General features: G+C 54.5%; 17 protein-coding genes. 6 read left to right on the top strand and 11 right to left on the bottom strand.

Going from position 1 to position 22733, the window contains the following annotated elements:
• Nucleotides 1–100 precede the first annotated feature (100 nt).
• A complete protein-coding gene (locus VFO10_RS01210) occupies nucleotides 101–1684 on the top strand; it encodes a DUF4105 domain-containing protein (RefSeq protein ID WP_325136837.1) in 1584 nt (527 codons plus the stop codon).
• Nucleotides 1685–1714: 30 nt separating this feature from the next.
• On the opposite strand, the gene VFO10_RS01215 is transcribed toward VFO10_RS01210, so the two are convergent.
• From VFO10_RS01215 to VFO10_RS01240, 6 genes are all read right to left on the bottom strand, one after another.
• On the bottom strand, nucleotides 1715–4801 hold the full coding sequence (locus tag VFO10_RS01215) for an FG-GAP-like repeat-containing protein (protein WP_325136838.1): 3087 nt from the start codon (nucleotides 4799–4801) through the stop codon (nucleotides 1715–1717).
• 118 nt (nucleotides 4802–4919) lie between these two features.
• Nucleotides 4920–5618, bottom strand: coding sequence for a hypothetical protein (locus tag VFO10_RS01220; RefSeq protein ID WP_325136839.1), 699 nt, complete (start codon nucleotides 5616–5618; stop codon nucleotides 4920–4922).
• A 153-nt stretch (nucleotides 5619–5771) separates the two neighbouring features.
• Nucleotides 5772–9194 (bottom strand): ATP-binding protein, encoded by a 3423-nt coding sequence (locus VFO10_RS01225; RefSeq protein ID WP_325136840.1) that lies wholly within the window; start codon nucleotides 9192–9194, stop codon nucleotides 5772–5774.
• 121 nt (nucleotides 9195–9315) lie between these two features.
• Nucleotides 9316–9633 (bottom strand): hypothetical protein, encoded by a 318-nt coding sequence (locus VFO10_RS01230; protein WP_325136841.1) that lies wholly within the window; start codon nucleotides 9631–9633, stop codon nucleotides 9316–9318.
• A gap of 9 nt (nucleotides 9634–9642) precedes the next feature.
• Complete coding sequence (yhbY, locus tag VFO10_RS01235; protein ID WP_325136842.1) at nucleotides 9643–9939, bottom strand: ribosome assembly RNA-binding protein YhbY; 297 nt, start codon at nucleotides 9937–9939, stop codon at nucleotides 9643–9645.
• A gap of 57 nt (nucleotides 9940–9996) precedes the next feature.
• Nucleotides 9997–10881 (bottom strand): hypothetical protein, encoded by an 885-nt coding sequence (locus VFO10_RS01240; RefSeq protein WP_325136843.1) that lies wholly within the window; start codon nucleotides 10879–10881, stop codon nucleotides 9997–9999.
• Between the two features lie 131 nt (nucleotides 10882–11012).
• On the opposite strand from VFO10_RS01240, the gene hisS reads away from it, so the two are divergent.
• Nucleotides 11013–12350: a histidine--tRNA ligase gene (gene hisS / locus VFO10_RS01245; protein WP_325136844.1), complete on the top strand. Its 1338-nt coding sequence runs from the start codon at nucleotides 11013–11015 to the stop codon at nucleotides 12348–12350.
• A 68-nt stretch (nucleotides 12351–12418) separates the two neighbouring features.
• Entirely contained in the window at nucleotides 12419–13069 is a 651-nt protein-coding gene (lspA, locus tag VFO10_RS01250; RefSeq protein ID WP_325136845.1) for a signal peptidase II, read from the top strand.
• Here lspA and VFO10_RS01255 read toward each other — a convergent pair.
• Both VFO10_RS01255 and VFO10_RS01260 read right to left on the bottom strand, forming a co-directional pair.
• Nucleotides 13066–14247 carry an aminotransferase class I/II-fold pyridoxal phosphate-dependent enzyme gene (locus VFO10_RS01255; protein ID WP_325136846.1) on the bottom strand — a complete coding sequence of 394 codons (1182 nt, stop codon included), beginning with the start codon at nucleotides 14245–14247 and terminating at the stop codon, nucleotides 13066–13068. The genes lspA and VFO10_RS01255 overlap by 4 nt on opposite strands.
• Before the next feature lie 84 nt (nucleotides 14248–14331).
• Entirely contained in the window at nucleotides 14332–14793 is a 462-nt protein-coding gene (locus VFO10_RS01260) for a hypothetical protein (protein WP_325136847.1), read from the bottom strand.
• Between the two features lie 181 nt (nucleotides 14794–14974).
• Here VFO10_RS01260 and VFO10_RS01265 point away from each other — a divergent pair, with 181 nt between their 5' ends.
• Together VFO10_RS01265 and VFO10_RS01270 are read left to right on the top strand one after the other, a co-directional pair.
• Complete coding sequence (locus tag VFO10_RS01265; RefSeq protein WP_325136848.1) at nucleotides 14975–15661, top strand: DedA family protein; 687 nt, start codon at nucleotides 14975–14977, stop codon at nucleotides 15659–15661.
• Between the two features lie 231 nt (nucleotides 15662–15892).
• A complete protein-coding gene (locus VFO10_RS01270; RefSeq protein ID WP_325136849.1) occupies nucleotides 15893–17281 on the top strand; it encodes an ammonium transporter in 1389 nt (462 codons plus the stop codon).
• A 71-nt stretch (nucleotides 17282–17352) separates the two neighbouring features.
• Here the strand turns inward: VFO10_RS01270 and VFO10_RS01275 are convergent, their stop codons facing one another.
• Nucleotides 17353–17895 carry a DJ-1 family glyoxalase III gene (locus tag VFO10_RS01275; protein WP_325136850.1) on the bottom strand — a complete coding sequence of 181 codons (543 nt, stop codon included), beginning with the start codon at nucleotides 17893–17895 and terminating at the stop codon, nucleotides 17353–17355.
• A gap of 24 nt (nucleotides 17896–17919) precedes the next feature.
• Nucleotides 17920–18444: an azurin gene (gene azu / locus VFO10_RS01280; protein WP_325136851.1), complete on the bottom strand. Its 525-nt coding sequence runs from the start codon at nucleotides 18442–18444 to the stop codon at nucleotides 17920–17922.
• Between the two features lie 687 nt (nucleotides 18445–19131).
• Here azu and VFO10_RS01285 point away from each other — a divergent pair.
• Nucleotides 19132–20850 (top strand): hypothetical protein, encoded by a 1719-nt coding sequence (locus tag VFO10_RS01285; protein ID WP_325136852.1) that lies wholly within the window; start codon nucleotides 19132–19134, stop codon nucleotides 20848–20850.
• 56 nt (nucleotides 20851–20906) lie between these two features.
• On the opposite strand, the gene VFO10_RS01290 is transcribed toward VFO10_RS01285, so the two are convergent.
• Nucleotides 20907–22724 (bottom strand): hypothetical protein, encoded by a 1818-nt coding sequence (locus tag VFO10_RS01290; protein ID WP_325136853.1) that lies wholly within the window; start codon nucleotides 22722–22724, stop codon nucleotides 20907–20909.
• Nucleotides 22725–22733: the final 9 nt, after the last annotated feature.

The raw sequence follows: 22733 nt of genomic DNA on the forward strand, positions 1-22733 counted from the left end.
TCAATCCACATTGTTGGGCCATTGGCAGAGCAGTATCCGCTCATCAGAATTTTTTTTAAGCCCTGATGGCGAAAAGAATCCCGAGCATGAATGGGAGGCTTTGCTTCGTGCTGCGGAAACCTCGAACGCATCCGCAGTCGCCTGCCGTTTTCCGGCGCGGGTTCTTCTCTATGAAAGATTCCTGCAAAAATCCTGGCCCGCTTCCCTGTGTCCCGACTATGTGGAATGGAAGGAACGCCTTGAGTTTCATTCGATCAGCCTTGTCTATTCCACAGCCTACGCAGGAAACCCGGCTTCGATCCTTGGGCATAATATCCTGAAGTTCAATCGCTTCGATCCAGCGGACGCAGATGATCCCGAGTCCGGCCTCCCGCTTTTGGATTATGGCCTGGGTTTTCTGGCCCGAAATGATCCGACGGATGGTGGCGTTTCCTATGTGCTCAATGGGCTCTTTGGGGGCTATCCTGGTTTTTTCACGCTCCAGCCTTACTATGAGCTGGTGAACACATACGCCTATGCCGAGAATCGCGATCTTTGGGAAGTGGAGCTGTCCATGGCCCCGACTGAGCGCGAACTTTTTCTGGCTCATGTGTGGGAACTCATTCATCAGGCGTCAGCGCCTTATTATTTCACGCATGTGAACTGCTCGACCATGCTGCTGGAAGTTTTGGAAGCGGTGCGGCCGGATTGGAATTTTCGTGAGCGCATCCAAGGCCTCGTTCTGCCCCAGGCCGTGATGCAGACTGTGGCCGCGGTGGTGGGGCATGGTCATGAAAGTTTCTGGCCTTCCCAGAAAAGAATATTTCAGAAACATTGGCAGCATCTGAAAAAAGAGCAGCAGGAAAAGTTTTTGGACTGGCGCGCGCAGGCGCATACGGTGGCGGCTCTTGATGATCCTTTGCTCCTTGATACCATGCTGCATCAGCTGAACCTGCGCAAGGCGGGGTACGAGGCCGATGAGCAGAAGGCGCTGCGGGCCCAGGAGGATCAGATTCTTTTGGCTCGCGCGCGACTTCCTGGAAGCACCCTGGCTTTGCCGGATCGCTCGCAGGCGGGGAATAATCCTTTGGCAGCGCATGGCCTGCATAAGCTGAGCGTTCTGGGCGGCCGGGAGGAGCAGGGGGCGCTTTTTTCGATGCGTTTGCGCTGGGGTCTTCATGATCTTTTGGATGCGCCGCAGGGTTTCAATCCCTACTATCACATTAACTTTTTTGATTTGAGTCTTTGGCAGCGTTCGGATGAGAAGGCTCCTGATTATCGGCTGAATATTGTGGAGCTGATGTCGCTGCAGCCGTTTGAACGCGTGGATCCAGCGGGAAGCTGGGCGGTTATCTGTGGCGTGCATTGCGAGGAGGAGGGGCCGCGGCCCCACTGTCAGGGTGCTTATGGGATCGCTGGGGAGCTGATGGCGAACCGTTCGCTTTTTTATTTTTTGCCGGGGACGAATCTTACCATAACCAGTTTTACTGCCGAGATTCGCGCGGGCTGGTATCACGCCTGGACGGATCATTGGCGTCAGCTGATCGAGTTGGTGCCGAAAAAGACCCTGGAGCGGGACAGCAGGCTTCGTTGGGATTGGAGCTGGGAACAGCGTGTGAGTTTGAATCGATCCTGGCAGGTGGAATGGCGTCTGGCGCGTGAGGAAAGGCTACAGACCTTGCTGGGGCTTGGACAGTTTTTTTAAAGGCCGCAGCCGAAGCCGCGGCCTTTTCAATTAGGGACCTTCGATACGGTAGAGAGCATCGGCCGTCAGAGGACCCTGGATCTCCTGTTTGGAGCCATTCGGCCACTGAACTTCCACCCGACTCACTTCCGTTTCCTGACCCAAACCAAAATAGAGCAGCGGGGCATCCACACTCTGATAGCCGCCGCCGGCTTTGATCTCACGAATCTGGGCCGGACCGGATTTCGGATGAATGATCAGCCTTGCATTCAGGTTCGCGGTATTGCCAGCTTTGCTGTTCAAAGCAAAGGCTATGCTGTGCTGGGCATTGGCGCTTTGGTTTTCATAGATCTGGGGAGGACCTTCCGAACCGTTGCCAATGATATCCAAATCGCCATCATGGTCGTAGTCGATCAGCACGAAGGAGAAAAGGTTGAAGTCGTTGGTCAGGCCCGAGCTGAACTGCTTCTGCACGAAACGACCCTGCTCATTCCGCATGAAGACGTTCCAGCCGAACTCACCCATGCGCACGGCACCTTCCGCATTGAAAATATCGACCCAGCCGTCATTGTCGAGATCGACAAAGCGCGAGGACCAGGTCCAGCCACCGGGATGATCAAAGCGATCCTTGCCCACCTGACCAAGACCACCATCCGCCTGGCCCATATAAAGAATCGCGCGATCGGTCTGCGGCGCTTCCTGGGCATATTTCTCGCGCTTATGGAAGGCGCCTGCGGAACGCATCAGCTGACAGACTTCCAGAATGCGTGGATCAAAGCCGTAACGGGCCTTGCAGTCCGCCTGCTCATCGTTGTTCGTCACGATCATCCACATCATACTCAGAAGGCAGGAGTCACGCTGGTCCGCATCCCCGATCTTCTGACAGTCGCGCACATCCAGGTTTTTAATGCGATGGAAGGGAATCAGATGATCCGCGCGACGGTTGCGCTGGCAGTTCACGCGATAATCTGGGTCTTTGATGCGGTCGCAGTATTCGACCTTATCCTTGGCCTTCTTGTATTCCACGGCCTGAACGCCATCTATGACCTGATTGCCGAGGTCCTGCTTGGCTGCGATGGTTCCTGTAATGAGAAGATCCATGCGCAGATCGTTATTGATATCGGCGGTATCGACCGACATCGAGAAATAGGGGGTCGGGAAGCCTGTGATGCCAGGAGCCTTCAGACGACGGAAGCTGCGATCCTTCTGACCGAAATAAAGATAATCCGGTACCACGAAGTCATTATTTTCATAAAGGTCGAGGAAACCATCACCGTTGATATCACTGACGATCGAAGCCATGGTTTCGCCATCATCTTCATCCTGCATGGCTTCGAAAACAAAGCCCTCGGGCTTGTTCCAGGTGATCCCGTTCTTGCGGCCGTCACCGAAGGCCCGGAAACCGGTTGCTATGCCCAGGACCATGTTGCCGTTGAAGATATCAATGCGGCCGTCGCCGTTCATATCGGCAAAGGCAGGAGCGACAGTCAGGACGCCATCACCATTCGGAACAGAGACCGCTTTGGTATCGAAGCGGCCCTGATTATTCCGGATCCAGTAATTTCCGCGTTTAAAGGTGGTGAAGAAAAGGTCCGGCCAGGTATCACTGTCAAGATCCACAAAGGCCACTGCGAAGACGCGTGCGCCCTGCAAAGCTTCGAGCGTCAAAGGCACTTCCACAAAGCGGCCACCGATATTGCGATAGACGAGCGGACCCTGATCACTGCCGAGAGCCACATCCACCCAACCATCCTTGTCGAAGTCACCGGCTGTGGTGCCGCGGCCGACCCAGAAAGGATCCGGATAGTCCCGCAGGGTATACATGAAGCCGCGCTTGATCCCAAGATCCGGGCCTTCGTGCTGAACGAACTTGCCGTTGCCGTTTTGTTTGGGAAAGAAAGGCACGCGTGTCAGGCTTGTGGACCCGGCTGTGATGGTTTCCGCGGCCGGCAGACTTGTGACGACATCCGCCTTGGCTGCCAGGGCATTCACGACGGGAGCCGCAGGGGCTGTGGAGCCGCCCGCGGTCATGGCCCGATAGTTTTCGATATTGGGGTTCATATAGAATTTTTCATGCAGGGTCGGCGCCAGCAAACCAATCGGAATGATCGCGATCCAAAGACCGGCGGCGATGTAAAGAGCCCAGCGGCGCGAGGCACTTTGCCAGGTGATCATGAAGGAATAGAAGCTGTAGATCCCGAGGCTGAGGAGCAGGACCATCGAAACGTTCTGAGGAAGGCCAGCCGAGAAAAGCGCGTTGGTCAGCACCACATCGAAGGCCATGGGCACGGGAAGGATAAGACCCACGGTCGCCGCGATCAAAATGGGACCGATCCCGCTCTGGCCCTGGAGAGCATCCAAGGGCACGAGGTGACTCAAGGAAGCGCCGAGAAAACCCGCGACCAGCATGAGGGGAGCGGTGCGGATGAAGATGGTGCTCAGCTGGCGCCAGAAGTCTTTCAAAAGTCCGACGAAGCCTGAGACGAAAGATTCCTTGACGGGCACAGCGCAGGATTCCGCCGCGAGTCGGCTTTCGAGCTGCTGAAGATCCTTGACCGGAGCATCCTGCAGCCAGCGTGCGAGCAGGGGAACTCCGATCATGATGACAGCCAAATTAAAGAGGACTTTGGTGACGGCCATATAAAAGGGTAGGAGCGAGAAAGCCATCGTCAGCACCACGACGTTCAAAGTCGGTGATGCGAACATCAGAGCCAAAGCCATTTCAATGCGCCTGGAACGCAGAACTCCTTTGAAGACGGGCGCCGCGCAGTTTACGCAGACACCGAGCGGGGAACCCAGAATCATTCCGTAGAAGGCACTCCGAAAGCGCCCACCCGGATTGAACTGAAGATAACTGAGCCAGCAGGACAAAAGCGCGGCCAGGGCTATGCCGAACGCCATCCCTTTTTTATTATCATTGGTCCAGTTCACTGTCGTATAGGCGATTTTTTTCCATAAAGGATCATTGGCCGTGACTTTTAAAATGGGCCACATGGCAATGGTATCGGCCACGCTATGATTCTCGGCGACCATGGCCTTCCTATTGAGGTCCGGGTAGCGCGAGAAATACCCAAAGGTGACGACGAGTGTGACCACCGCGAGCGTGGCCAGGATGAAGCGTATCCTGTGAGTCAGCACGGTTCCATCTCCTAAGCTTTTTATGGTCCCCCAATTGTAGCAAAGAACGCAGGGATCCGCACCCCGCCCCCTGAAAGGGTGGAGTGGAATCCCGCGTTCTGGATTGAATTGCTAAAAATCACATTTTGTGGAAGGGAATCGCGTTGGTCATGTCGCGGGCCCGGTTCTTCACGCTGTCGCCGACGATTTGATTGCAGCGGCCGTTGTCAAGATCGTCTTTCCGGCAAACTTCGGCAAAGTAGAGGTTATTTTCTTCGACAAAGATGGTGACATAGGTATTGATCGTTTGATCGCCGATTTTCTGCGAGTAGTTCATCTCCACGGTCTGGTCGATCAGCGTCTTGCCGAGTTTGAAGGTGAATGCATTCAGGGGTGGAAACCAAAGAGCATCCAGTTCAGCAAGTTCCGCGGCATTCAAAGGTGCGGCGGGAGGCGATTGAATCGCGCGATCGGCATTGATCTGGGTCTTGATAGCATCCACATCGGCCTTGGTGAAACGCTTGGTGCAGTTGGCACCGGCATAGGAGATCACCTTGGAGCTGGCGTTGCCATCGGCGGTGAAATCATATTGCACGACAACGCTGGCCTGCAGAAAGCCAGGCTGGTTGACACAATCGCTGACCCATTTGCCGACGAGAAACGCGGGATCGGTGGTGGGACCATCCACCGCGGTTTCTTCCGCTGGCGCTGCGCCCTTATCCGTGGCTTGATCGGCCGTCGCCTGCTCGGGAGTTGATTCTTCGGAAGAGCTGCTTTTCTTAGCGCAGGATACAGCCAGTGCGAGAACCAGACCAAGGACAAGGTTACGATGAAGCATGTTGTTTCTCCCAGTGTGCAGCTCTTGAATCTTTATATGCTGTAATATTTTGCAAGAAATGGGCCACCTTACGACGTTCCGGAAGACAAGGACTTGGCCTCGCAAGGGCTGCGCTCTGTCCAAACTCTGTTCGACAGTGTGTTGGGAAACTGGTCAGCCGGCGAGCGAAACCCGATGACCGGGCGGCAGAATCAGAACGAAAGTGGTGTGGCCGGATTCATTCCGATAGGAAAGATCACCCTGCAGTTGGCGGGCGAGACGCTGGGAAATGAAAAGGCCTATGCCTTTGGCCGTCTCACCTTTGGTTGTGAAGCCGCGCTCGAAAAGATGCTCGCACACGTGAGCGCTCAGAGGCTGGCCCCCATTGCTGACATGAATTCCGACCTGCCTCGTATGCGGGTCCACGTTCAATGAGATTTGGATCCAGCGTTCATCAATCGGCAGATCCGCGACAGCGTCCATGGCGTTATTGATGAGGCACAGCAGAATATGCTGGATGTGGGAACTGACCGAGAAGACTGTCATCGGCCTCAGATCCATCCGCATGTCAATGCCCAGGCGCCCCGCGCGATTGCGAAGGAGGCTCCAGGTGCGGTCCACTGTTTGCTTCAGATCAATGATGTGCTCATCCATTTCCTGGCGACTGAAAGCCAGTATGCTTTCCATAAGCTCCCGGCTATGCCCCGCGGCTTCGGCGAGATGCAGATAGCTTTGGCAGAGGTGCAGCATTTCACTGACCTCCTGCATTTCCGGGACGGACAGCTGACCCATGCTGCGCCAGAGGCCTTTGGCCTGTTCATGAGATAAGGGGAGCTTGCTGATCAATGTTCGGAGATAAAGCAGTTCCTGGCTTCCGGGATGATCAGGGTTGGGCGGCATCAGGATATCCAAAAGCTCCTGGGTGGGGCGCCCCTCGTTTTTCTGACAAAGCTGCTTCACCAGAAGATCCCGCTGCATGGGCGGCAGCGGCAGAAGACGACCGACCTTCTGCACTCTTTCTTCAGGCTGTCGCAGATCCTCGGCCACGCGTTGATGAATGCTGTGCCATTCCCGGGCCAGATCGCCGACAACCTCGCCCAGCTGGGACATGCGATCCTGATACTCCTGCATGGCGAGTCGATGATTGTCGTCATAGCGCACGAGGATGTTCCGGACGCGCAGGCGCAATTCATCCGGCACCAGAGGCTTGGCCAGGTAATCATCAGCACCGAGCCCGAGGCCGAGCAGCCTGTCCTCTTCATTGGCGCGCGCGGTGATCAGAATGATCGGAATCTCGCGCAGCCTGTCCTGGCTTTTCACATATTTCATCACATCTTCGCCGGACACGTCGGGCATCATAAGATCGAGGAGAACCAGATGCGGATGCAGGACTTCAATCTGATGGATCCCGTCCTTGCCGCCGGTCGCGATCATCACCCGATAGCCATCGCTCTGCAAAAGATCCTGAACCACTTCACAGTTCAGCTCGTTGTCGTCGATCACGAGTATGGTGAAGCGCGCGGGATTCGCAAGAAGCGTGATGCCGCCTGCCCCACCGCTCTCCGTCTCCATGGATTCAGCCGCAGCGGCCCCAGGAAGGGCCGTCAAAACCGGAGTTTCCTGGGCGGGATGATCGGCCGCCCGCTGCTCCGGTATCCAGATCTTGAAGGTGGAGCCTTCGCCTAATGCGGATTTGACCTCGATGCGTCCATGCATGAGCTCCAGAAGATCCCGGACGATGCTGAGTCCAAGCCCGGTGCCTTCATAGGAACGGCGCGCATCATTCTGAAGCTGAGAGAATTCATCGAAGATCTGCGCGGTCTTATCGGTCGGAATGCCGATGCCCGTGTCATGCACTTCGAAGTAAAGACCCTCGGCATCGGTCTGCATCAGAAGTTTCACCTGATTCACAGCATCGCTGCGCGCGAACTTGAAGGCGTTGCTCAGAAGGTTGCGAACGATGGTGACGATCTTTTCCGCATCATGCATGAAAACCTGATCCAGATTGATCTGGTTATGCAGGATGAACTGCACCTGGGGATGCTTGAGCCGCAGGCCATCCACGATATCATGAATGCGCCGCACCCCTTCGCCCAGAGTGAATTTTTGAACGTGCAGCTGCAGCTCACCCCTTTTGGATTTTGCAAGATCGAGGATGGTGTTGACCTGATCCCGAAGCGATTCCGTCAGACGCGTGATCTTCAGCACCTGCAGCCGCAGCCGGTCGCTGATGGGACCGTACTGGCCCTTGCTGATCAGATTCAAAAAGCCCAGGATGCCGTGCACAGGCGTCCGCAGTTCATGCGAGGTGTTGTGAAAGAAGAGCGTGCGGGCCCGATCTTTTTCCTCAAGCTCCCGCGACAATTCCTCGGCTCTGCGAAAGGCTGTCGCGGAACGCTTGGCCACGATCTGTGTCTGACAGATCATAAAGATGGCTGTGCCTATTTCAATGCCCATGGCGGAAAAGGTGGTGTTGCCAAGGTACCAGAAGAGGCTGGTGATCCCGCTCAAGGAAAGCGCGCAGTTGCCCAGGAGCGCGATGTAAGCGCCTTCTTTTCTATGAAAGGCGGCGCGAAGCACGATCCAAAGACAGGCGAGGCCGCAGATGAGGCTATGGGCATAGAGCAGCATCACCAGATATTCCATCTGCAGCGTGCTTGTGATGATGAAGATGCCGGTCAGAGCCAGAGCTGAAATCCAGCTGATACGTGCGAAGCGGGCCGAGGCATGCTCAGGGAAACAGGCGGCCGTGAAGCGATAGAATCGGGCCGAGGAAAGGCCCAGTGTAACGTATACGATATCCCAGATCAGTTCCCAGCCCCATAGCGAATCGAAGAGAACGAGGCGTCCGCCCACGGCAAAGGTCAGGCTGCGCACGAGCATGATGCTCGAAAAAATCGCCAGCTCGCGGGAAGCCTTGTCTTCAGGGCGCCGCAGAAAAAGGCTGACGCTGTGCACGAAGCAGAAGAGCATGATGCCGAGCAGGACCATGGCATTCATGAGTTCGCCGCGGGGAAAACCTTCGTCTTGGATATAAAGGGCGGGCGGCTGCCAGAGTCCACCCCAGTAATAATGAAAGTTACTGACCTGGATGAGGATATAAAAATATGCCTGATCATGAATGGCGAAACCCGGAGTCAGGATGCTGCTGATCTGAGGTTTTTCCTGAAGCGGTACCGTTGCCACCTTGCCCAATTCCAGGAGGGGCAGGTCATCCACCGCGTTTTCATCAAACGCAAACAATTGACCCGCGACATAAACCTGCGGCAAAGCAAAGGATACGCGACAGCGCTGACAGGGGCTTTGCACCCGAACCATATAGGATCCAAAGCCGAGATTGGATATTTTGCTTTCGGTAAAAGCGCGGAAGGGCTGGCCTGGTTTAAGAAAGCCTCCGCCTTGCTGATGAAAGCGCTCCCGCGCTGCGGCCGGCCCGAGCAGCTCGTTCGGGAAAAAGCGCCAATCTCCATAGATTCGCAGCGCGTCCCGGCCGTTCCAGTCACGCAGGTCCACTTCACCCTGCACTGCCTCACGAATGATCGCGGCCGTCAGAGACTGCGGCAGGATAAAAAAGAGTATGAGGAGCAGAATGCGCATGCCACATCCAGGGTAAAAAAGCTTCCCTGGGTGATCGGCAACCTCATGAAATAATAAAGAGATTTCGAAAAAAGAAGGTAATTTTGAAAGATTATGCCAGAAAAATCAGGGACTTCGACGATCAACCGCCCGCCAGCTGGAGCTTCCAGCCCTGCTCCTGGAAATAAGCCAGAGCTTTGTCTTTGACATCGCCCTGAAATTCCGCGCGCCCGTCCTTGAAGGTGGCCCCACAGGCTGAGCGCTGCTGTATGGTTTTGATGATGGCTTTGACTTCGTCTTCGGTGAAGGGGAAATTCCAGAGGACGGTCACGGTTTTGCCGCCGCGACCCTTCATTTCCAGACGCATTTTGGTCGGACCAGCGGCCGGCTGAAAGGATTTGGTTTTCTCGTCCTTGCGAGTCGAACCTTTGCCTGTCACATAAACCAGCTTGTCCGCCATGGCATTTCCTTAGACTGGAATCTTGATCTTCTTTTCCGCGCTTTGACGGTAAAGAACGGCCTTGTGACCGATGACCTGGACCAGGGTGGCCTTCACGCCATCCGTCAGGCGGCCCATCATATCATGCAGTTCCAACTGATCGTCACAGCGAATCTGCACCTTGATCAGCTCGTGGTAATTCAGGGTGGTTTCCACTTCACGCAGAACCGCTTCTGTTACGCCGTACTGGCCGATAATAACCACGGGATTCAGGTGATGGGCCTGTCCACGAAGATATTTGATCTGCTTGCTTGTAAGTTTTTTCATCGCTTTGTTCCTCGATAAGGACCCTTGGTTTAGCTCGAACCCGTCAAGAATGCAAGATTAAAGCAGCACGAAAAAATCCAAATCCGCGGTGGGCAGGAAACGGCCATCATCAATCTTTTCGTCATCCAGATCGCGGCCACTCACGACCTGATAAAGAACGCCAATCCCAACGCGGAAGCCAACTTTCGGGCCACGCCACTGCTGCGAGAGGCTGCAGCCAAAGCGATCGGCGCGCAGATCGGCCAGATCAAAGCGAGCCACATGAGCGGCCAGCACCAGGGTTTCCGTGGGGGTCCTTTGAATTTCGCCAGTCAGTTCAAAACGCTCCTGCGCGAGCCCCAGGAGGGACTGCAGAAGAAGCGAGCGGTGCGTGATATTGTAATTCTCATGCATACGGCTGCCGTCTTCACGCCTGGGATGACCGTTCTCGTCGCGCGTATCATAGTCGGCGTCGGGATACTTTTTCTTCCAAAGACGGCGTTTGCCATCGTCACTGAGTTCGACATCGCCCTTGCCTGAACCAGCTTCCCAGGAACTGTGAACGATCAGGCGCTCCGATACTGCATGACTGAAGACAAGGCGGGGCCGTACACCGGTCACATTGAGTTTGGCGAAATTATCCTTCTGCGAGCCCCAAAAAAGCGAGTCGCGGTTCATGCGCACCAGATCAAGGCCGAGCGAAAGACTTTGCCGCCCGTTCTGCCACACTTCACCGCGTGCGAAAAGATTGGTGGCACCCGCAACGAACGCCGGCAGATCCACGCCGATTCCCATGCGGGGCGTGAGCCCGTATTCCGTCTCGGGTCCGATCTTCCAAACACCATCGGGAACGTAACCGCTGGTCGTTTTGCTCAGCAAACTTGAAAGCGGCGCCACAGGTTCATTTTGAGCCAGGGAAGCGGTTGCAAATCCCAAACAATAGCTTATGATAAGCGCCGTCATCGGCCCCTTCAAAAACGACTGGGGGAAGACAGCTGAGGGTAAGGTTGCGATTCTCTTCATTGCGGTCCGCCTGCTCGGTTGTTCGCGCACATTTGCCTTATTACTTGAGAGAGCCAAAGGGAGCAAGCAGTTTGAGCACGCAAGAACGAATCACGCCGCGTAAATTGAAAGGCTTCCGTGACTATCTGCCGCAGCAAGCCAGCCTCCGCAAGCGCATCCAGGATCGCATCTATCAGAAAGCCTTTCAGGCCGGCTTTTTGCCGATTGATACCCCCGTCCTTGAGTATGCGGAAACTCTGCTTGGAACCGGCGGCACCGATACGGATAAAGAGGTCTATCGCTTTGAAGACCACGGTGAACGTATGGTGGCTTTGCGCTTTGATTTGACCGTTCCCTTCGCGCGCTTCGTGGCGGAAAATTATTCCGAACTCGTGTTCCCCTTTAAAAAAGTGCAGATCGGCAATTCGTGGCGCGGCGAGAAACCTCAGAAGGGCCGTTACCGCGAATTCTGCCAGGCGGATCTGGATATCATTGGCGTCGATTCGCTGGCGGCGGATGTGGAAGTGCTGTCGTGCATCATGAGCAACCTCGTCGAGCTGGTGCCCGGTGCGTTCACGATGGCCATCGGTCATCGCATTATTCTGTCCGCTCTTATCAAAGCCTGTCTGCCCCAGCTGGTGGCCGGCGGTGAAAATCGAACGTTGATCGCCCTCGATAAGCTCGCGAAAATCGGCGAGCCCGCGGTCAAAGACCTTATTCTGCAGATCGAAGGCTCGGAGGCTTCAGGCGCCGATCGCCTTCTGAAAGTTTTGCAGGGACGTGATGCCTCGGGTCAAACCGATTTGAATCCGGTGAAGGAACTGCTTGCGGGAACACCCGCCCTGCAGGAGATCAAGCGACTCGAAGAGACCGCCGGACTTTTGCAAAAGCTTTATCAAAACACCAAGGCCAAAGTTCGGGTGGACCTCAGCATTGCCCGCGGCCTTGGTTACTATACGGGGATTGTCTTTGAAACCACGATTGATGGGCTGGATGGTTTCGGTTCCATCTCGTCAGGTGGACGTTACAACGGCCTCGTCTCGCGTTTTTCCACCCAGGAACTGGCAGGAGTGGGCGGATCCATCGGCGTCGATCGCCTGCTGGCCGCTCTGGAGCAGCTTGGCCTGGCTGATGATAAAACCCGCCGTGGTGTATTCATCGCACTGGCCGGTGAAGAGGGTCGGAGCTACGGATTTCAGTTGCTCGCGGAACTGCGCGCGGCGGGAGTCCTGGCCGACATTGCTCTGAAGGAAGGCAAACTCGGCAATCAGTTCAAGTTTGCTGACAAGCGCCAGTACCAGTACGTTCTGACTCTGGGCGGGGATGAGGTGGCCAGTAAAACAGTCAGCATCAAGGATCTCGCCAGCGGTCAGGAAAGAAAGTCCGTGCCTTGGGTCGACGCCTTTACAGAGCTTTCGCAGCTCAGCTGAGCTTGCGCCGCCGGGTGATGATAGGATAACTTGAAATATCGGGTTCTCAACACAAGGAATTCTCTCAGATGGCTATGACGATGTCTTTTCTGAAAACGGTCCGTGGCAAACAGATCGCGGCCGCTCTGGTGCTTATATTTTTGTCGACCATCGCCATCGATCAGGTCACCAAGCGTCATGCTCAGAACAGCCTGATGACTTACTCCCATCCCACGAACCTCGATATCCACAAAAGCCGAACCGTTCCTGTGGCGTCTGTGGGGCGTCCTGAAGCGCCCTATGAAGAGAACGCCTTTTTCATTCGCATGAATTTTCAGTATGAGCGGAACCGCGGCGCTGCCTTCAGCATGCTGTCGAACCTTCCCGACAACATTCGGGTGCCATTCTTTTATCTCGTGACCTTGATCTGCGTGGTCTACATTTCCTTTTACCTGCGCACCCTGCCGATCAACTTTCACCTGACCCGTTTCGGTCTGGTCATGATCCTGGCGGGTGCCATCGGTAACTTCATCGACCGCATCATTCAGGGTTACGTCATCGACTTTGTTTCCGTGGGCTGGAATATTTTCGGCTGGCGGCATGACTTCGCGGTCTTCAACGTCGCGGATATCGCCATCAACGTCGGCATCATCGCCTTCATCCTGGAAATGATCCTGCGTCGCAAGCCTTTGATTGCGGACTTTGACAGTCCGCCTGAAACCGTGATCGTGAAAAGTTAAGTGCGTTCGGCCAGGGCTCGCGGCAGTCGTTCCGCGAGTCGACGGCCAGCTTCCTCCAGAGTCTCCACTTCCTTGCAAAACGCAAAGCGCACGAGTCGCAGATTCTTCCGCGCGTTCTCCGCATCCAAATAAAAACTCGAAATCGGCAGGCAGGCCACACCCACTTTTTCCGTCAGCCAGGCCGCGAATTCCATATCTGGAATATCCTGGATCTGACTGTAGTCCGCGGTGATGAAGTAGGTGCCTTCCGGCGCTTTGCAGGTGAAGCCATGTTTTCGAAGGATGCCGAGGAGCGTATCGCGACGCCGCGTATACTGCTCGCGGAAATCCAGATAATAGTCCTGCCCCAGCTGATAGGCCGCGATCATGCCAGCCTGCAGCGGTGTGGCGGAACAGAAGACGGTGTACTGATGCGGGATGCGGATGAGTTCCGTTAATTTTTTATCGGCGAAGGTGAAACCCACCTTCCAGCCGGTCAGGCTAAAGGTCTTGGCCGTCGAGGAAATGGTGATCGTGCGGTCCCGCATGCCGTTCAAACGCGCGATCGGCAGATGCCGCGCCGGCGTGAAAAACAGCTCTTCATAGACTTCATCGGTGATCACGATAAGATTTTTTTCCTGGGCCAGGTCGGCGAGACTTTGCAGTTCCTGACGATTGAAGACCTTGCCGCTCGGATTATGCGGACTGTTGAGCAGCAGAACCCTGGTTCGGCTCGTCACGGCTGCGCGCAGTTCATCGACGGAAAACGACCAGTCCGGGGCGCGCAGGGGAACTGTTTTCAAAACAGCACCAGCCATGGCAGTGGCAGCGGGATAGCAATCAAAGAAGGGTTCAAAGGTCAGGACTTCATCCCCGGGTCCGCATAGGCCCATAATGCAGCAGAAGATGGCTTCCGTGGCTCCTGAGAAAACGGTGACCTCGCCGGCGAAGTCGTAGGTGAGCCCGTACTGCTCGGCCTGTCTTTTGGCGAGCTGTCGCCTTAATTCTCCGAGCCCCGTGCTGGGGGCGTACTGATTGAAGTTCCCCCGGATTGCCTGAATGGCTGCTTCCTTGATAGCCGCGGGTCCATCAAAATCGGGAAAGCCTTGAGCCAGGTTTACAGCCTGATGCGCGGCAGCCATCTGGGACATTTTGGAGAAGATCGAACTGGAAAAAGCCTGCCAACGCGATGCGAGCATGAGACGTCCTGGGCAAGGGTTGAGCGAGCGGGTGACCGGACCCGCCCCTCAGTGTCCCGAAAAACAAGCGGCGGCGCAAGAGACTCAACGCAGGGAGTAGTAATGGAGCTGCAGGAAGTCTTTCAGCATATCGACGATCTGCGAACCGTGAAAATTCGCCATACGGAATTTGTGGCAGTCACGATCATAGCCGATATCAATCTTTTGGTTGCCCTGAACGACCGTGAAGAGCAGCTCAGGGATGTCCGCACAGAAGGGCTGACCTTCATCCGTGTCCACCAGCTCCGCGCTGCTGATCGACTGAATGTCCTTCAGCATGGCGGCAGTCAGTTCCTTGCCCATGCGCAGGAGCACCCGACGCTCGACCGAGGGCGTGGGCACATACTTTTGTATTTCCACGATCACAGTCCCATTCTGTTCGATCGTGATGGACGAGGACGGGCAGGTGCCGGGGCAGAATCCGCCCGATTGCTTCAAAAAGGCCACGGGCTTCGCGCTTGCGACCGATGCCATAAGGAAAGCGGTGAGGAGGAGGAAGTGTTTCATGGGTTTCATCCTTTGTTCAAAATGTGAAAGCTTTCTCGCTCCTGGTATAACCAAAAGCGAGAAGGCTGCCTAAACCGAAAATTATTTATGCCAGGCCATTCGTGCCAGACTGAACCATCGCTTGGTGGGAAGAACCCATGATAAGCTTTCGGTTTATTTGCCCCTACGGAAAGCGAGGCCTATGGATATCTTAATCGAATGGATCAGGCAGTTTATTGACATCATCCTGCACATGGACCTGCACCTGAACAACTGGATCACGTTCATGGGACCATGGATCTATGTTCTGGTGTTTATGGTTATCTTCAGTGAGACAGGTCTGGTCGTGGCCCCTTTTCTTCCCGGTGATTCCTTCCTTTTCGCATTGGGCGCGATGGCCGCTGTGGAGAACGCATACCTCAGTCTTCCCATGCTGATCGTGCTCCTGTCCGTTGCGGCGATCCTGGGAGATGCCGTAAATTATCATATAGGGAAGTATCTAGGCCCCCGCGTCTTTTCCAAAGACACGGGCGTGCTTTTGAATAAGAAGCACCTGTTCGCTGCCCAGGCCTTCTATGAAAAACATGGGGGCAAGGCCATCATCATCGCCCGCTTCGCGCCGATCATCAGAACCTTCGCGCCGTTTGTGGCCGGCATTGGGCATATGCGCTACAGCCGCTTTCTGGCCTACAATATCGTCGGCGGCCTTCTTTGGGTTTGGAGCTTTCTCATAGCTGGCTTCATGTTCGGGAATATGCCGACAGTGAAAGACAACTTTCACATCGTGATCTTTGCCATCATTTTTCTCTCACTTCTGCCCGTTGCCATCGAAACATGGCGCGGTTGGAAAGAAAAACAGACCCGCGGCGCAGCACTGAACGAACGCTGAAAGCAGGACGTATAAGGGTTTCCCGCGCACCATCCTACCAAAGCGCGGGCCCACTTCCCCCATTCCTACCATTCGGTACTTTTCCAGGGGTCCTTCTGGCCTCCGTATTTTCCTTAACATGATGTTCTCGCAGCGTAATCCGGGATTCCAGAAACCTGGTATGTCTTGTGCTTTAAAGAGGCAGCTTGGACAACCACCACACGACTCGCATGAGCAAGAAGGAGAGCCTGCATGAAGACATCGGTCCCCCTCATAATTTTAGTGGCGTTAAGCCTCTTTGCGGCCTTTGTGCCCGCAACCGAACCTTTGAAAACAGGAGGCGCCATCGTTCCGGGAGATGTGGCCTGGATGCTGTGCAGCTCGGCGCTGGTTCTCTTCATGACGCCTGGTCTTTCCTTTTTCTATGGCGGCATGGTCCGCACGCGCAACGTGATCTCGACCATGCTCCAGAGTTTCATCAGCATGGGCCTTGTGAGTCTGATCTGGATTGCGGTGGGTTTCAGCCTCGCCTTCGGTGATTCGATCGGCGGCTTTATCGGCAATCCTTCGACCTTCTTCATGTTCAAAGGCGTGACCGGCGCAACGCATCCTGATCTTTCCCCGACTGTGCCCCTGCTTCTCTTCGCCATGTTCCAGCTGAAATTCGCTGTCATCACCCCGGCTCTGATCACGGGATCATTTGCGGAACGCGTGCGTTTTACGAGCTACATGCTCTTTATCACTCTCTTCATCGTCTTCATCTATTCGCCGCTCGCGCACATGACCTGGCATCCCAACGGGCTTCTGCGGACTATGGGCGTTCTGGACTTTGCTGGTGGAACGGTCGTTCACATGTCAGCTGGCTTCGCGGCTTTGGCCGGTGCTCTGATGCTCGGTCGCCGCAAGGATCACACGGGTGAAGCGCATACGCCTGCGAACATTCCCTTCATCATCCTCGGAACCGGCATGCTGTGGTTCGGCTGGTTCGGTTTCAACGCCGGTTCGGCTTTGGCTGCCAATGAAACAGCGGCTCAGGCTTTCGCAACGACCAACACGGCTTCCGCTTCCGCGGCTCTCGCCTGGGTTTTCTTTGATATGCTGAAGGGCCGTAAGCCTTCTGCTGTTGGCGCCTGTATCGGTGCGGTCGTTGGTTTGGTTGCCATCACGCCGGCTGCCGGTTTTGTCAGCGTCGGCGCTTCGATCTTCATCGGTGCCTTCTCCTCGCTCGTATCCTCGTTCATGGTTTCGCTGAAATCGAAAACCGCGATTGATGACACGCTCGATGTGTTCCCCTGCCACGGCGTAGGCGGCCTGATGGGTATGCTTTTGACCGGTGTTTTTGCCAAGGATGTGGGCCTTGCTTTCGGTCCCACCAAAACCTTCCTGATGCACTGCCTCGCGCTGGTTCTGGTCAGCGGCTTCTCCTTCTTCGGTTCTTACATTCTTTACAAGATCACCGATTGGATACTGCCGATGCGAGTTTCGGCTGAGGATGAAGAGATAGGTCTGGATCTGAGTCAGCACGGCGAAAGCATGCTGGATGGCGATGCCATTCTGCAAGGACACAGCGAAGTCCATGCCGCTGCTGGTAGAAAAGGCTTTCCTGTCGTGAGCCTGAATTCCCCCGGTGCTCCTGCTTAAGTCAGTACAAAGTAAGCAACCCGATGGCTGCAAGGCCGTCGGGTTGTGTTGTTTTCGCAGTCCGAAGTTTTTTAGAGCAGCATGCCCTTACGTACGGAGTCGGCCTTGGCCTTGCCTTTGAGTTGCTCGACAAGGTTCAGGGCAAAGGTCATGGCGGTGCCCGGGCCACGACTGGTCGTGATATCATTATCCACCACGACGGGTTCCAGCGAGAGTTTGGCATCCCGCAGCTGATCTTCAAAACCCGGATAACAGGTCGCGCGACGACCTTTAAGCATACCGTGCGCACCCAGGGCAATGGGTGCGGCACAGATCGCGGCGACTTTGCGGCTCTGTCCCAGCTGACGCTCGATCAGAGAGGCCACGCGCGGGTCATCGCGCAAAGTGTTGGCACCGGGCTGTCCGCCCGGCAAAACCACGAGATCCCATTCCTTGCTGTGCTCCTGGTCGAAAAGAGCATCAGCCTCGACGGCGATGCCGTGAGCCCCTTGCACCGTTTTATTCTTCAAAGCGAGGGTTCGAACCTGCACATCCGCCCGTCGCAAAACATCGACGATCGTGATCGCTTCGATTTCTTCAAAACCATCCGCCAAAAGAACAGCGACTTGAGACATCACGTACCTCCTGGAAAGACATCCTTATTTCTTTTTGTCTGCCTTTTTGTCAGCAGCAGCGGCTGTGCTGGCGCCGCCTTTTTCGATTTCGAGAGTACCGGTCATCAACGCGAAATGTCCAGGGAAGGAGCAGAAGTATTGGTATTTCTCGCCAGCTTTCAGCTTGCCTTTGGCCACGCTGGTCGAGTCCGAAGCGCCGCCGCCGACGATTTTCGTGTAGGCGATCACGTCACCGCTGGTTTTCAGCTGCTCGCTGTTGGCATCGATTTTCGCAGGATCAGCGCCTGCTGCTGCATAGCGTGGCTGGATGGCGGAAAGTTTGCCGTTCTCAACCAGAACAACGTTGTGGCCCATAGCGGCCGCAGGGAGCTTGCCAATATGTTTGAACTCGATTTTGATTTCCTGGGTGGCGCATTCTGCGGGGAGTTTGACTTCTTTTTTATCGTACTGCATTTGGTCGTTACCGGAGATGGTAACGGTACAGTCCACAGCGTAAGCTGCCTGAGCCATGAGACCAGCAAAAGCGAGAGCCAAGAGGGACGTCTTCATAACGATTTCCTTTCAAGAGAAATACATAGAGTCGTAAGCAGCAAATCTTAGCGACTTTGAAAGGCTTATCGTGCTCCGACCTGCAACGCAAGAGAGTTTTGATGGCGGATTGTGTTCAAGAAGACACAGCGCAGAGTCTGAGGGCCCGCATGGCCTTGGTTTGGAAAATTTACGGCGTGCAAGGCATCCAGGCGGGCGCCCTTCGCGGCATTTAACCGTCTAAAGCCTTTTGGAACTTGCCGTATATTCGTCCTTTTATGGGATGACCAGGCTTTTCTACAGAACAAAAATGTCCAGAAGTACGACGAGGGGCTGTGGACCTTAGTCGTTTCGAGCCTTTAGTCCGTCTTAGGATCTTCTCATTCTGCCCAGACTGAAAATAAATGGGCCGCACGCGGTATTTTACGACGTTAAATTCCTATAAAAATCAGCGCACTAGGCCTTCCATTGTGCAAGCTCTGGACGCTTCTGACCAGGCTTCTATCAATCGCAGCAAGTATCAACCGATAAGTTCTGGAATTCACGTACCACGACAAGTGGCTCGGGGTTTGCTCTGTAACCCCCATCGGCATTTGTGCGTAAAGAGTCGCTGCTTCGCAGTGGTGCGTGCGTCGTCAAACGTCGAGAATTCGATTGATAGTGGGTCAACGAATTCAGGGATTTAGGGCATAAGTTGGAGGTTTTGGGATGTTACATTTGAAGCGCTGGAGTTTGACGGCAGCGACGATCGTACTGATCAGCTGTAGTCCATACAAGAAGTCTGGGTATTCCGGTGGCGAGCAGACAGGTGCCACTGAAAATGAAACACCAGCACCCGGAACTGACAACGCAAATCCTACGCCCGGTATGCCTGGCAAAGCCAATAATCCCGGCGAAGCTCAAAAAGATAACAAGACCTTCCTTGTCTTGACGGATGAGGAAGCTCTTCATGGTTTGAAAGAAGGCGATACCCAGACCAAGATCGTTTGCGATCGTAACGTGGGCAAGACCAACAAAGTGATCACCGCATTCTGCGTGAATAACGTTCGTCCCAAGAGCCTTGCGGAACTCCAGGCTGCACTCGGTTTGGCTTTCCCAGCCAACGCCCAGGGCGGTCGCGGTAACAACGGTGCGGCCGGTAACGGTCCAGCCTTCGCGATCCAGGGTCATTCCTCGTCGCTCGTTGGTAAGTTCGTTTCGGCGATCAACCCACGCGTGATTCTGATGGACCGTACCACCAACGATATCGCCCTTGGTTTCGTTCGCGGTGAGCAGTTCTCGGAAATCGCTGTCAGAAACCCTGACAACACCTTCGATTTCTTCCTGGTTGGTTTCAAGCAGGCGTGTAACTCCAAGCCTGAGCATTGCAGCGCGGGCGAGCTTCTGACCGCCGCTGTGGAATCGAACTGGACTGAGTTTACTCTTTATCAAGACGTCGATCTGAAGAACACGATCGTCGACTGTATGCACTGTCACCAGCCTGATGGCCCACAGAGCCAGAAGATTCTGCGCATGCAGGAACTTCGTAACCCATGGACCCACTGGTTCCGTGATAACACCGACGGTCAGCAGCTGATCGCGGATTATACCGCAGCTTGGGGTACGGATGGTGTGGGTGGTGTACCGGGTAACCTGATTTCCGGTTCGGATCCCCAGCAGCTGGAGAACTTCCTGCGTGGGAACAATATGCTGTTCCAGGAAGCTCAACCCGTGGGTAACCCACGCGCTCAGCAGCCGAACGAGTTCTTGACTAATACGATTCGTACGGAGTTGGCTAACGCTGCTAATAATGGCCGGAGCCCGACTGCTGAGCAATTGAGATTGCGCTTCCTGGCTCGTAAGGCTCTTACATTCCAGAATGCTGCTTCAACGACACCACTCAACGCAGATACAGCTGCGCCCAAGAACTATATTCCGATCCCGTTCTTTGGTTTGAAAGTGGCTGATCCTACTCTGCAGGCAACATTCACTAAGCAGATTCAGGATTTCAAAGCTGGTACTTTGACAGTTGCTCAGTTCAAGGATACTCGTGACATCTTCCCAGCTGACCAGCAAATGTTGGCAGATGTTGGTTTCGCAGTGGCTCCTACAGAGACGCCACAGAACATCCTGGCCCTGGCTTGTGCTCAGTGTCACCACTCGGGTCTGGATCAGAGTTTGAGCCGTGCGAAGTTCAACGCTGTTGACTTCACGAAGATGGCGAACCTGAATGCTGAGCTGGATATTGCGATCGCTCGCTTGAAGCTTGGTTATACTCCTGAGCGTCTGAAGGCTGATGGCATCAAGATTCTTGCTGCTGACGGTTCTCAGGTTGCGATGCACAAAGGTGAGCACCTTCTGACGATGCCACCACGTCGCTTCAAGAGTCTGACTGATGCTCAGATCGACACTTTGGTTAAGTATCTCGAAAGCCAAAAGAAGCCCTAAGGCTTGAATTGAATCTCGATTGAACCCACAGCCCCTCCCATCCGGGAGGGGTTTTTTTATTGGGCAAGGGGTGTGATGGACTTGATCGTTTCCACTAGGATGGGGACAGCAAATCGGCTGAACAATGCGTTTCCCTCATCATCTTCACCAGGGGTTCCATTAGCAACAGCACCGTCCAGGTTGGAACCCCAAGCAAAAACTCTTCCATCTTTCGACAGTGCATAATTTGTGGGTTGGCCGCTAAAATCAAGGGTGGAGGTGATTTGCGTAATATTGGTTAACTTTGCTCCCTTGGAGTCAACAGTCTGGGATGGTTTGTCAGCATTTAGAGCGGAGCTGTTTGAACCGACCCCACCCGTTGTGTTATCACCCCAGCACATCACAGAACCATCTATAAGGATGACACAGGTCGTAAACGATTGTGATCTGACTTGAAGAGCACCCTTAGGCAAATCAGCTACGCGGAAATAAGGTGCAGCCTCGACACTCGAATCCAGCACTTTAGATTTCGGCATAACAGATTTGTTGCACCAAACGCTGCCTGTGACATCAAGCAGGCAGCTTGCTGATCCATTGGGGGCAGGTTGGATTGAATTAACACCTTCGGCTTGGGTAAGCCTAAATTCGCATTTACCTCCGCTGAAGGTGATTCCGCTACAGGGGTCTGCTCGATCGACAAATTCCTTAAGTTGGGCTTCACGCCAGGTTTTGGGCGTCGACTCTTCCGGCATGAAGCGATAACTTGCATTCTCATCATAAACGATCGACCAGCAATGGATCTTTTTGGATTCCAATTCAACACAGCTACTGCCGAATCTTTTAACTTTTTCGGGGAACTTCATTGCCGTTTGCAGATTGATATCTCTACGCGAAGGATAATTATCCTTGCCGATGACAGTACCCCAGCAGGCGACTTCGTCGGACTCCAGTAATGCACAGCTGCCAGCAATTTCCTTCGCTGCCAAACACGAATCCTTGGACTTAAAATACCCACCCTGGCAGGTATGACTCAACAAAACCTTCTCCGCCTGCCCCTTCTCCAAACGACACTCATAACGCCCTTCGCCACGCTGCAAAGCCAGATTATCCGTCCACTTCGCACCCACGCGATAGGCATTATCACAAAGCTTCGGCACGCAGGAAACGGTCGCCGGATCAAAATCCTCATCCTTCGCACAGCTGCGACGCACAGTCAGATTACACTGGCTCTTCGCCTCGGCTCCGGACTTGTCGTGGTACGAATCCAAAACGGACAACTCGACTTTGTAAGTTCCTTCATCCACATTCTTGATATTGAACGACGAAGGTAAAACCAGAGACTCATCCAGAATATCCTTCGCAAAAAGGCTCCGCACTTTCTCATTCTGAGCATTATAAAGCGCAAGATCCACCTTGTACCCATTCAGCTTCCCAAGCGACTTCTTCACCTCGACCAGATTATCAAGGCTATCCGCCGCCAGCAGCCCATTCTTCGGGCACTTCAGTCCCATGATTAAAACGCCAGGCGCTTCCAGTTCCACTTTGTGAATGGTATCGGTCGCAGCCGACGCATCCAAAACAAGATCAGCCGACAGCGGCGTATCACCGGAAATCTTCGCTTTCACCCGCGCGGCGCCCACTGGCAAAGCCACACAAGCTCGCGCGGTTAGAGTCAAAGCTTGATTGTTGCTGGTCCCCTGATACTGAACCTGCAGCTGAGCCAGCTGCTCACGGCTCAGTTCAACCCCGCCAGGGTTGGTGAATTTCACAAGAACCTTATCCTGCGTCCGGCCATTGATATCACACTGAACAGCCAGCGTATCATGCCGGTTGTTCAGGGAATAGCAGCCCGCGAGAAGCAGCATACTTACAAATAGAGTGGAAGTCTTAAGCATGTTCAACTC

Source organism: Oligoflexus sp. (genome assembly GCF_035712445.1).
Lineage (GTDB): Bacteria > Bdellovibrionota_B > Oligoflexia > Oligoflexales > Oligoflexaceae > Oligoflexus.